Source organism: Bradyrhizobium stylosanthis (assembly GCF_001641335.1).
GTDB lineage: Bacteria > Pseudomonadota > Alphaproteobacteria > Rhizobiales > Xanthobacteraceae > Bradyrhizobium > Bradyrhizobium stylosanthis.
Map to the genome: position 1 here is coordinate 205,324 of NZ_LVEM01000004.1, position 12,328 is coordinate 217,651.

Here is a 12,328-nt window from a genome sequence, read left to right on the forward strand (position 1 = left end):
CTAGCTCTTCGGCGCCTGCTTTTCCGATGCCGTCGCCGGCTTGCCCTTGGCGCCGACGCCAACCACGCGCACGGCATCGCCATCGGACAGACCATCCGGCGGCGCGGTGATGACGCGGTCATCCGCGGCGATGCCCGAGGCAAGCTCGATCTCGCGGCCGAGATCGCGCGCGATGGTCACGGTCTTGAACAGCACCTTGTCGTCGGGCCCGACCGTCGCCACACGCAGGCCGCTGCCGTTGAAGATCAACGCGCTGGCGGGGATGCTGAGCGGGGCGGAATCGCGCTGCAGATTCAGCTTCACGCTGGCATAGCCGCCCGGCATCAGCTCTCCGCTCGAATTGTCGAGGCCGAGCTGCATGCGCGTGGTGCCCGAAGCGACGTCGACGGCCTGCGAGGACGCCTCCACCGTCGCCTGGAAGGTCCGGTTCGGATATTCGGGCAGCGCGATGGTGGCCTTGGCGCCGATCTTGATCGCCGGCACGTAGTTCTGGGGAACGTTGACGTAGACGCGCAGCTTGGTGATGTCGGAGACCACGAACATCGCCGGGCCCGAGCCGCCGCCGGCATTGATCAGCGCGCCGACATCGGTGTCGCGCGCGGTGACGACGCCGTCGAACGGCGCGGTGATCTTCTTGTAGCCGGCCAGCGCCTCCAGCCGCTCGACATTGGCCTGGCCCGAGCGGACCGCCGCGTTCTTGTTGGAGAGATCGGCCGTGCGCTCGTCGATCTCCTGCGCGGAGACGAAGTTGGAGGCGACCAGCGTCTTGCGGCGGTTGAGGGTCGCTTCCGACAGCTTGGCGCTGGACTGCTGGCTGGCGAGGTCCGCGCGGGCCTGAAGCAGCTGCTGGTCGAGGTCGGGCGCCTCGATCTCGGCGATCACCTGACCGGCCTTCACGCGCGCGCCGATGTCGGCGCTCCAGCTCTTGAGATAGCCGGGGACGCGGGCGAAGATCGGCGCGCGGTAATAGGCCTCGAGCCGGCCCGGCAGGTCGATGGTGGAATTGAGGGCCTTGGCGTTGGGCTGGGTCACTGCAACGCTGGGAACGGCCTGGTCGTCGGTCCATTCCTTCAGCTTGGAGCCCTGCTCCTCGCGGGCACGGATGCCGGTGCCGACGATGAGGCCCGCTGCGACCAGCGCCACCACGCCGAAGATGCCCAGTTTCCGGTGCGACACCGGGGAGCGGGGTTCAGTGGGCGACATGCGGGGTCTCCAATGGGGCGGCGGCTTTGGCGCCTTGTTTCTTGTGTACCATACTGAACACCACGGGAACAAACATCAGCGTGGCGAATGTTGCAAAGATCAGGCCGCCGATCACGGCGCGGCCAAGTGGCGCATTCTGCTCGCCGCCCTCGCCCAGCCCCAGCGCCATCGGCGCCATGCCGATGATCATGGCGAGCGCGGTCATCAGCACGGGGCGGAACCGGACGAAGCCGGCTTCGAGGGCGGCCGCGATGGGATCGCCGAGTTCCTCATAACGCTCGCGGGCGAAGGAGATCACGAGCACGCTGTTGGCGGTGGCGACGCCCATGCACATGATGGCGCCGGTCAGCGCCGGCACCGACAATGTCGTCTCGGTCATGAACAGCATCCAGACAATGCCGGCGAGCGCGGCCGGCAGCGCCGTGATGATCACGAACGGATCGGACCACGACTGGAAGTTCACGACGATCAGGAAGTAGATCAGCACGACGGCCCCTAACAGGCCGAACAGCAGGCCGGTGAAGGCGCTGTTCATGGTCTGCACCTGGCCGAGCAGCACCACGGAGGAGCCCTTCGGCACGTCCTTGGCGGTGTCGGCGATCACCTTGCGGATGTCGGCGGCGACCGCGCCGAGATCCCGGCCCGAGGTCGTCGCGAAGATCTGCACCATCGACTGGATGTCGTATTGCGAGACCACCGCGCTCGAGCTCGAGCGCTTGATGTCGGCGATGCCGCCGAGGATCGGGGACTGCGCATTGCCCGCCGCGGTGATCGGCAGCGTCTGCAGCGCACTGAGCGAGTCGATCTGGTATTGCGGCGTCTGCATCACGATCGAGTAGGACACGCCGTTGTCGGGATTGAGATAGTAGGTCGGCGCCACCTGCGAGGAGCCGGCGAGGTTGACCACGAGGCTGTTGGTGACGTCGCGCTCGGTCAGCCCGACATATTGCGCGCGGGTGCGATCGACGTCGATGTTGAAGGTCGGCGCGTTCGGCGATTGCTGGATGCGCGCATCGGCTACGCCGGGAATCTTGCGGACCCTGGCCAGCAGATTGTTGGCATAGACGAAATTGGCGGCGAGATTGGCGCCGCGGATCTGCAGGTCGATCGGCGCCGGCGCGCCGAAATTCAGGATCTGGCTGACGATGTCGGCGGGCAGGAACGCGAAGCTGACGCCGGGGAACAGCCGCGGCAGCTGCTCGCGCAGCACCTTCACATGCTCTTCCGTCGGCTTGTGGCCTTCCTTCAGCTTGATCTGGATGTCGCCGTCCTGCGGACCGATCACGCCGGTGTTGTTGTAGGTCATGTTGATGCCGGAGATCGGCATGCCGATGTTGTCGGTCATGGTCTCGATCTCGCCGGGGATCAGCTTGCGCACCGCCTTCTGCACGTCGGCGAGCTGGTTGGCGGTCTCCTCGACGCGCGTGCCGACCTGGGTGCGGACATGCATCAGGATGTTGCCGGCATCGACGGCGGGGAAGAAGTTGCGGCCCAGGAACGGCACCAGCGCGAAGGACGCGCCGACGATGCAGAGGAATCCGATCACGAACACGGGGCGGTGCGCCAGCGCCAGGCCCAGCAGATTATGGTACCCGCCGCGAATGCGTTCGAACCGCTGCTCGAAGCCGCGCTGGAACCAGACGAACGGATTGCGCGACTTCGGCGGCTCGCCCTCGTGATGGACATGCGCCTTGAGCAGGTAGTTCGCCATGGTCGGCACCAGCGTGCGCGACAGGATGAACGACCAGATCATCGCGAACATCACCGCTTCCGCCATCGGCACGAACAGGAAGCGCGCGACGCCGGTGAGGAAGAACATCGGCACGAACACGATGCAGATGCACAGCAGCGAGACGAAGGCCGGCGTCACGATCTGGTTGGCGCCGTCGAGGATCGACTGCTCGACCGGCTTGCCCTGCTCCAGATGGTAGTTGATGTTCTCGATCGTCACGGTGGCGTCGTCGACGAGGATGCCGACCGCGAGCGCAAGGCCGCCGAGCGTCATGATGTTCAGCGTCTCGCCGATCGCCGACAGCATGATGATGGCGCCCAGCACCGACAGCGGGATCGAGACCGCGATGATGATGGTCGAGCGCCAGCTGCCGAGGAACAGCAAGATCATGACGCTGGTCAGCAGCGCGGCGATCACGCCCTCGAAGGCGACGCCCTCGATCGCGCCGCGGACGAACACCGACTGGTCGCCGATGAAGCCGATCTTCAGCGCATCGGGCAGCTGGTCCTTGACGTCGATCACCTTCTGCTTGATGCCGGAGATGATATCGAGCGTCGAGGTCGCGCCCGCCTTCAGCACCATCATCAGCACCGAACGGTTGCCGTCGACATGGACGATGTTGGTCTGCGGCGGATTGCCGTCGCGTACAGTCGCGACGTCGCGGACGTAGACCATCGCGCCGTTGACGGTCTTGATCGGCAGATTGCCGAGTTCGTCGATCTTCAGCGGCGAGTTGTTGAGCTGGATGTTGTATTCGAAAGTGCCGATCTTCTGGGTGCCGACCGGCGTGATCAGGTTCTGCGCGGCCAACGCGTTGGCGACGTCCTGGCCGGACAGGCCGCGGGCCTGGAGCGCGGTCGGATCGAGGTCGATCTGGACCTGGCGCTGCTTGCCGCCGAACGGATACGGGATCGCCGCGCCGGGCACGGTAACCAGCGGCGTGCGCAGATTGTTGATGCCGATATCGGCGAGGTTCTGCTCGGTGAGGCCGTCGCCCGACAGCGCCACCTGGATGATCGGCACGGTCGAAGCGGAGTAGTTCAGGATCAAGGGCGGCGTCGCGCCCGGCGGCATCTGCTTGAGCAGCGTCTGTGAGATCGCGGTGACCTGCGCGTTGGCGGTGCGGATATCGACGTTCGGCTGGAAGAAGATCTTGATGATGCCGAAGCCGTTATAGGAATTGGCGGTGATGTGCTCGATGTCGTTGACGGTGGTCGTGAGCGCGCGCTGGAACGGCGTGGTGATGCGGCCCGACATCTGGTCGGGCGGCAGGCCGGTGTACTGCCAGACGACGCCGATCACGGGGATGCGGATGTCAGGAAAGATGTCGGTCGGCGTCCGCAGCGCTGCGAGCGGTCCGATGATCAGCAGCAGGAGCGCGAGCACGACGAAAGTATAGGGTCGGCTCAGGGCAATACGGACCAGAGCAATCATGCGCCAGGCAATTCCAGGTCAAGCGATAATATGGAATCCGCCCCACGGGGATCCCCCTTTCCCCTTTACCCGAGCACCGGCGGAAACGCTAATCTCCGGCGGCTTCGCTGCATTCACTTCCCTGCTACCGCACTGCGAAATCTACATCGCAGCCATGCAGCCGGGCGCCTCAGGCGCTGCGGACCGAGCCCAGGAACTTGCCGACCTCGAGCTTGAGGCGGCTGGAGTCGCGCGACAGCATCTGCGCCGCCGACAGCACCTGCGCGGACGCCGAGCCGGTCTCGGAGGCGCCGCGCTGGACGTCGCCGACCTTGGACGAGACCTGCTGGGTGCCTTGGGCCGCCTGCTGCACGTTGCGGGCGATCTCCTGGGTTGCAGCGCCCTGCTCTTCCACCGCCGCGGCGATCGCGGAGGAGATCTCCGACAGGCGCGCGATGGTGCCGCTGATTTCGCTGATGGCGCCGACCGATTCCTGCGTCGCCGCCTGAATGCCGCCGACCTGCTGGCCAATCTCGCCGGTGGCCTTGGCGGTCTGCTCGGCGAGCGCTTTCACCTCGGAGGCAACCACCGCGAAACCGCGGCCGGCTTCACCGGCCCGCGCCGCTTCGATGGTCGCGTTCAGCGCCAGGAGGTTGGTCTGGCCGGCGATGGCGTTGATGAGTTCGACGACGTCGCCGATCCGTGCCGCGGCCCGCGACAACTCGCTGACGCGTTCGGTGGTTGCCTGCGCCTGGCTGACCGCATCGCCGGCGATCCTGGAGGAGTCCTGCACCTGCCGGCTGATCTCGCGCACCGAGGACGACATCTCCTCGGCTGCCGACGCCACCGAATGAACGTTCGCGGACGCTTCCTCGGAGCCGGATGCGACCACCGTAGCCAATTCCTGCGCCCGGCCCGCCGTCGAGGACAGGCTCGAGGCCGAAGCCTCGAGCTCGGTCGCGGCCGAGGACACGGTCTCGACGATCTCGCCGATCGCCGCCTCGAAGCCGTCGGCGAGCCTCGTCATGTCGGCCTTGCGCTGCGTCTCGCCGCGGCGCTGCACCGCCTGCACCTCGTCGCGGCTGAAGCGGATGATGGTCTGCACGGTCTGCAGGTTGCGCAGCGCTTCGCCGATCTCGTCATCGCGGTCGATGACGATGCGGGTGTCGAGCTTGTCCTGCACGAGGTTGACCAGGGTCTCGTTGAGATGCTGCATCGGCTCCTGGATCGCGCGCATGGTCGCAAGGCCGGCAAAGCCGGCGATGGCGGCGCCGACGACCGCCAGCAGCGACAGGACCAGGCTGGTCGAGCCGCCGGTGGAGAGCGCGCCGCCGATGCCGAGCGCGAGCATGAACAGCGCCTGCAGCGCCATCGTCGTGACGAGGCGTGCCTTCAGCGTGCCGGTGAAGATGCTGAAGCGGTCGAGCAGCGAACGGCGGCGGATGATGCCGGCGTCGATGCGATAGCCATGCGGCTTCTTCTCGCGGATCGCGGCGTAGACGTCCTCGGCGAGCTTGCGCTGGTCGGCCGGCAGCCGGGTCCGGATCGAGGTGTAACCCTTGACCTGCCCGTTCTCGCGGATCGGCGATGCCGTCGCCAGCACCCAGTAGAAGTCGCCGTTCTTGCGGCGGTTCTTCACCGCACCGAGCCACGGCTTGCCGGCCTTCAGCGTGTCCCAGAGATTGTCGAACGCCTCCGGCGGCATGTCCGGGTGACGGACGATGTTGTGCGGCTGGCCCATCAGCTCGCCCGACGTGAAGCCGGCGGCGGCGAGGAAGTCGTCGTTGAAGTAGGTAAGCTTGCCCTTGAGATCGGTGCGCGAGACGATCAGCGTCTCGTCACTAACGGTATATTCGACATCGGTGACGGGAAGGTTCTTGCGCATCTGAGCCCCCAGAGCGAATTCGGTATGGACTCATTCCATCCGGGGCTGCCGCCGTGCGAAGCCGCCCGACTGCAATTCTTGTAAAGCGAATTTAACCGTCGATGAAACGGCGCACCCGTACGATTACGGGTGATACGCCACAATGCTACCTGTAGGCGACATCATGCTACCACCGTCAGAAAAAAAGGCGGCGCTTGCGGCGCCGCCCCTTCGTCAATGGATGTCTGTCGGCGCGGCTTACGCAGCGCGGACGTTGGTCAGGAACTTGCCAACTTCGGTCTTGAGTCGGCTCGAGTCGTTCGACAGCATCTGCGCCGCCGACAGCACCTGCGAGGAGGCGGTGCCGGTCTCGGTCGCGCCGCGCTGCACGTCGGTGATGTTGGAAGAGACCTGCTGGGTGCCCTGCGCCGCCTGCTGCACGTTGCGGGCGATCTCCTGCGTCGCCGCGCCCTGCTCTTCCACGGCCGCGGCGATCGCCGAGGAGATTTCCGACAGGCGCTCGATAGTCGAGGAGATCTCCTTGATGGCGCCAACCGAGTCATTGGTCGCCGCTTGGATGCCGGATATCTGCTGGCCAATCTCGCCGGTCGCCTTCGCGGTCTGCTCGGCAAGCGCCTTCACCTCGGAAGCGACGACGGCGAAGCCGCGACCCGCTTCACCCGCGCGCGCGGCCTCGATGGTCGCGTTCAGCGCCAGCAGATTGGTCTGGCCGGCGATGGTGTTGATCAGCTCGACGACGTCGCCGATGCGTGAGGCCGCCTTGGAGAGCTCGCTGACGCGCTCGGTGGTGGCACGGGCCTGGCCGACGGCATCGCCCGCCATCCGGGCCGATTCCTGGACCTGACGGCTGATCTCGCCGACGGACGAGGCCATCTCCTCGGTGGCCGAGGCCACCGACTGCACGTTGGTCGAGGCTTCCTCCGACGCGCCGGCAACCGTGGTCGCCAGCCGCTGCGAGCGGTCGGCGGTCGAGGTCAAGGTCGAAGCGGAAGCCTCCAACTGGGTCGAAGCCGACGAGACGGTCTGGACGATCTCGCCGATCATCGTTTCGAACTCGCGGGTGATGTTGTCGACGCGGCGGCCGCGCTCGATCTTGGCCTCCGCATCGGCGGCGGCGGCCTCGTCGGCGGCCTTCTTGGCGATCAGCGCCTCCTTGAAGATCTGGAGCACGTCGGCCATGGCGCCGATCTCGGTCTTCTCGCCGCGATGCGGCACTTCGGCCGAGAGGTCGCCCCGACCCAGCGCCTGCATCGGCTCGATGATCGAGTTGATGCCCTTCGAGACGTCCTGGACGAGATAGAAGCTGATGCCGATCCCGGCGAGGATGGCGGCGCCGAGGATGATCGAGACCAGCATGAAGGCGAAGGAATAGCTGTCCGCCGCATCCTGCGCGGCCTGGTCGCCGCCCTTGGTGTTGAGCTCGATGTCCTTCGTCAGGACCTCATCCGAGGCAAGACCGATCTTGTTGACCGTCTTGGTGTTCAGCTCCTGCGCCTCATGCGGGACCTTGCCGGCCTCCTTGCGCGACAGCGCCATCACCTCTTCGGTGCCCTTCTTGTACTCTTCCCAGAGCTTGGCCCATTCGTTGTACAGCCGCCGCTCCTCGGGAGAGGTGATCATCGGCTCGTACGTCCTGCGGGCCTTGGCGAGCGCCTCGTTCACAGTGCCCGCAGTCTTCTCATTCGCGAGCTTGTCCTCGAGCGTCTCGGCCAGCATGTGCTGGCGAACCACGTTGCGATAGGTGATGACCGAAGCCCGGAGCTCGCCCAGCACCCGCACGCTCGGCATCCAGCTCGTGGTGATGTCGGTGGTGTTGGCATTCATCGACCGCATCTTCATGACGGCGAGGATGCCCATGCCGGCCATCGCGACCAACAGGAACGCCACGACACTGATGATCTTGGCGCGGATGGAAATCTTGGCGAACATAAGCGGTCTCTTTGCGTTGGCGCGGCGGCGCGTCCGGAAATGGTAGATCAACCAAAAGTTGCGACGCCAGCATCCAACAACAAAGCGACTGGGCAGTTGTTAACTACGACTACGCACACGTACCGAAGCCGAAAGAGATGAATGAGGGGCTAAGAATGCCCTGCGTTCAGCGCATGAGCCCAAGCGCGTCCGAGAAAAACTCCGCGCCGCCGAAATTTCCGGACTTCAGCGCGAGCAGCATGTCACCTTCAACACCGACCGCGCGCAGCACCGGGACGCCCGCGGCGATTTCCACCCCCACGAGAAAGCCGGGAATCTTCAACCGATCGACCACGGCGCCGGACGTCTCGCCGCCGGCGACGACCAAACGCCGCACGCCTGATTTTACAAGGCCTTGGGCGATGTCGGCCATCGTCTGCTCGATGGCATGCCCGGCCGCGTCACGGCCGTGACGCGCCTGGAGCGCGGTGACCTGATCGGGCGTCGAGCTCGATGCGATCAGCACCGGCCCTGCGGCCAGTCGCGGCTTTGCCCAGTCCAGCGCGCGCTGCGCTTCGCCCCCTCCCGTAAGAATACGGTCCGGGTCGAGATGAAGCACCGGCATGACTTTTTCGGCGCTGGCGATCTGCCTGAGCGTCGCCTGCGAGCAGCTTCCGGCAAGGCAGGCCGCCGCTCCGCCGACGGCCGCGCCGGCTTCTCCGCTGGCCGCGGCCGATCTGACCTTGCCGCTGGACACCAGCGCCCGCGCCAGCCCAAGTCCCATGCCGGAGGCGCCGACCGACAGCCGGTGCTCGGCGGCCACGAGACCGATGGTCTCGAGATCGTGGTCGAAGACGGCGTCGATGATCGCAGCGCCAATGCCCTTGGCGGCGAGCCCGGCCAGGTGCGCCCGCACGGCATCTGCGCCGCGGGTGACGGTGGCGAGGTCGACGAGGCCGATCTGCGTCCTGCTCTGGCGCGCCAGCACGCGCACCAGGTTGGAATCGTGCATCGGATTGAGCGGATGGTCCTTCAGCGGGCTCTCGTTGAGCGGAACCGCGCCGACGAAGAGGTTGCCCTGATAGACGGTGCGGCCGGTCTCCGGAAAGGCCGGCGTCACCAGCACGTTCGCCTCGCCGCAATCGGCTCGTAGCGCATCCATGACGGGGCCGATGTTGCCGGCGTCGGTCGAATCGAAGGTCGAGCAGATCTTGAACAACACGTGGCTCGCGCCGCGGCCACGCAGCCATTTGTCCGCCGCGCGCGAGCGCGAGACCGCAAGGCCGGCCTCGATCGACCGGCTCTTCAAGGACACCACGACGGCGTCGACCTCGGGCAGCGCCAGATCGTCGGCGGGGATGCCGATGGTCTGCACCGTGCGCAGGCCCGCGCGCGTCAGCGTGTTGGCAAGGTCGGAGGCGCCGGTGTAGTCGTCGGCGATGCAGCCCAGAGCAAGGGTCACGGCTTCACTCCCGCATAGGGCTTGAACCAGGCGAGGCCATCGGTGGTCTTGCCGCGCGGATTGTATTCGCAGCCGACGAAGCCGGCATAGCCGAGCCGGTCGAGCTCCTCGAACAGGAACGGATAATTCAGCTCCTCGCCGTCGGGCTCGTTGCGCGAGGGGATGCTGGCGATCTGGATGTGGCCGATGATCGGCATCATCTCGCGCAGCCGCATGGTGACGTCGCCATGGATGATTCCGCAGTGATAGATGTCGAACTGCAGCTTCAGGTTCGGCAGCCGCAGCTCCTGGATCAGGTCGCGGGCGAAACCGAAATCGTTGAGGAAATAGCCGGGCACGTTGCGCGCATTGATCGGCTCCAGCACGATGTCGATGCCGTGGGGCGCGAAGAACTCCGCGGCCCAGGTCACCGATTTGTAGAAGGCCTCGATCGCGACGCGCTCGCCGCGATTGGCAATGCCGGCCATCAGGTGCAACCGCTTGACGCCGGTTGCCTTGGCATAGGGCAGCGCGGTCTCGAGGCTCGCCTTGAGCTCGTTGAAGCGCGCGGGCAGCGCGGCGAAACCCTTCTCACCGGCATTCCAGTCGCCCGGCGGCAGGTTGAACAGCGCCTGGGTCAGGCCGTTGCGCTTGAGCCGCTCCCCGACCGTCTCGACCGGATGCTCGTAGGGAAAGAGAAACTCGACGGCGGTGAAGCCGGCCTGCGCGGCGGCATCGAAGCGATCGAGGAACGGGACCTCGGTGAACATCATCGAGAGGTTGGCGGCGAAACGGGGCATGGGAATCCTCCTGGCTCTACTTGTCGCCGGGCAGCTTGACGCCGGTGACCTGCGCATACATTCGCGCCACCGAGGCATCGTCATCGCGGCCCATGCCGGCGGCTGATGTCATCAGGAACATCTGGAGCGCGGCCGCCGAGACCGGCACGGGAAATCTGGCGCTGCGCGCCATGTCCTGGATGATGCCGAGGTCCTTGACGAAGATCTCGACCGCGCTGCGCGGCGTGTAGTCGCCGTCGAGCACGTGCGGCATGCGGTTCTCGAACATCCACGAATTGCCCGCCGAGGCCGTGATCACCTCGTAGACCTTGCGGATGTCGAGGCCCTGCTTGGCCGCGAACGCCATTGCTTCCGACGCAGCGGCAATGTGCACGCCGGCGAGGAGCTGGTTGATCATCTTGAACGCGGCGCCCTGCCCGGCGGCATCGCCGAGCTCGTAGAGCTTTGCCGCCATGGCATCGAGCGCCGGTCGCGCCTTTGCAAAGGCGGCCGCGCTGCCGGAGGCAAGGATCGTCAGCTCGCCCTGGGCTGCGCGCTGCGCACCGCCGGAGATCGGCGCATCCAGATAGTGCCGGCCGGTCGTCTCCAGCTGCTTGGCGAGGCGCCGCGCCACGTCCGGGTCCATGGTGGCGGAGGAGATGAACACGCTGTCCTTCGGCATGGTCTCGGCCGCGCCGTCCTTGCCGAACAGGATCGCCTCGGTCTGCGCGGCATTGACCACGACGCTGACGACGATGTCGGCGTTCTTGGCCGCCTCGGCCGGCGTCATAGCGCCCGCGCCGCCGTCCTTCACGAACCGCGCCACCGCGTCAGCCGAGACATCGCAGCCGGTGACGGCATGGCCGGCGCGCTTCAGCGAGGTCGCCATGCCAAATCCCATCGAGCCGAGCCCGACGACGGCGATACGCTGGTTTTGTGAGCTGGAGGCGGACATGCAACTGACCCTTGAACGTTTCCCGAATGGCCGCCCTTTGCGGCAGCTTGGCAACCGCATAACACGGCTTGGCCGCGCTGCCAAAGCGTGAGACAAGCAGACATGACGGCCATGAAAACCGAAACGAGCGACGAGACAAGGCTGCGCGAGGACATCTGCCGCTTCGGACGGTCCCTGTTCGAGCGCGGGCTGACGCCGGGCTCCTCCGGCAATATCAGCGTCAGGCTGGACGGCGGCGGTTGGCTGGTAACGCCGACCAACGCCTCGCTCGGCTTCCTCGATCCGGCAAAACTGTCGCGGCTGGACGATCAGGGCCGGCTGGTGTCGGGCGATGCCCCGACCAAGGAAGTTCCGCTGCACACCGCGCTCTACGACACGCGCGGCAGCGCACGCGCGATCGTGCACTTGCACTCCACGCATTCGGTCGCGCTCTCGATGCTGCCCGAGATCGATCCGCGCGCCGCGCTGCCGCCGATGACGGCCTACTACCTGATGAAATGCGGCGCCACCGCGCTCGTCCCCTATTACCGCCCCGGCGATCCCGCGGTGGCGGATGCGATCAAGGGACTGGCCGGAAAATACTCATCCGTGCTGCTCGCCAATCACGGCCCGGTGGTCGCCGGCGACACGCTGGAAGCCGCGGTGTTCGCGACCGAGGAGCTGGAGGAGACGGCGAAGCTGTACCTGCTGCTGCGCGGGATGAACCCGCGCTATCTGTCGCCGGAGCAGGTGACGGATCTGGTGAAGGTGTTCGGGGTGACGCTGCCGGAGCATGGGCACGGGCATTCGCATGCGGTGGCTGGAGCGCCAAAACCGACTGACGCAGAGGTCGAAGCGGCGGCCCATATCCTTGATGAGGCAGGACGCCACCATCATTGGTGGGACAAATCGGTACAACCGTACACCGACCCAATCGCCAAAAGCGAGTTTGAGGGGATTGTCGAACAGATGCTGATCGCCGCATCGAAGTCGCGACCTCGCTAGCGAGCCTGGCTCGCCCGCGTCCCACACA

General features: G+C 66.1%; 7 protein-coding genes and 1 pseudogene. 1 reads left to right on the forward strand and 7 read right to left on the reverse strand.

Annotated elements, in window-relative coordinates; genetic code table 11:
- The 7 genes from A7X65_RS27450 to ltnD all read right to left on the reverse strand — a co-directional run bounded on the left by A7X65_RS27450 (position 1) and on the right by ltnD (position 11,316).
- Positions 1–1,203, reverse strand: a complete 1,203-nt coding sequence (locus tag A7X65_RS27450) for an efflux RND transporter periplasmic adaptor subunit (protein WP_063691174.1) — start codon at positions 1,201–1,203, stop codon at positions 1–3.
- Positions 1,190–4,369, reverse strand: coding sequence for an efflux RND transporter permease subunit (locus A7X65_RS27455; RefSeq protein WP_063691175.1), 3,180 nt, complete (start codon positions 4,367–4,369; stop codon positions 1,190–1,192). Before A7X65_RS27455 ends, A7X65_RS27450 begins: the two co-directional genes overlap by 14 nt.
- A gap of 169 nt (positions 4,370–4,538) precedes the next feature.
- Positions 4,539–6,233 (reverse strand): methyl-accepting chemotaxis protein, encoded by a 1,695-nt coding sequence (locus A7X65_RS27460; protein ID WP_063691176.1) that lies wholly within the window; start codon positions 6,231–6,233, stop codon positions 4,539–4,541.
- Positions 6,234–6,470: 237 nt separating this feature from the next.
- Positions 6,471–8,162 carry a methyl-accepting chemotaxis protein gene (locus A7X65_RS27465; RefSeq protein WP_063691177.1) on the reverse strand — a complete coding sequence of 564 codons (1,692 nt, stop codon included), beginning with the start codon at positions 8,160–8,162 and terminating at the stop codon, positions 6,471–6,473.
- Between the two features lie 166 nt (positions 8,163–8,328).
- Positions 8,329–9,603, reverse strand: a complete 1,275-nt coding sequence (gene otnK / locus A7X65_RS27470) for a 3-oxo-tetronate kinase (protein ID WP_063691179.1) — start codon at positions 9,601–9,603, stop codon at positions 8,329–8,331.
- The gene (otnI, locus tag A7X65_RS27475; protein ID WP_063691181.1) at positions 9,600–10,382 is read right to left on the reverse strand and encodes a 2-oxo-tetronate isomerase; all 783 of its coding nucleotides are present in this window, start codon (positions 10,380–10,382) and stop codon (positions 9,600–9,602) included. Before otnI ends, otnK begins: the two co-directional genes overlap by 4 nt.
- Positions 10,383–10,398: 16 nt before the next feature.
- Positions 10,399–11,316 (reverse strand): L-threonate dehydrogenase, encoded by a 918-nt coding sequence (ltnD, locus tag A7X65_RS27480; protein WP_063691183.1) that lies wholly within the window; start codon positions 11,314–11,316, stop codon positions 10,399–10,401.
- Positions 11,317–11,418: 102 nt separating this feature from the next.
- Here ltnD and otnC point away from each other — a divergent pair.
- Positions 11,419–12,102: pseudogene (gene otnC, locus A7X65_RS27485) on the forward strand (3-oxo-tetronate 4-phosphate decarboxylase); the annotation flags it as partial.
- Between the last annotated feature and the right edge of the window lie 226 nt (positions 12,103–12,328).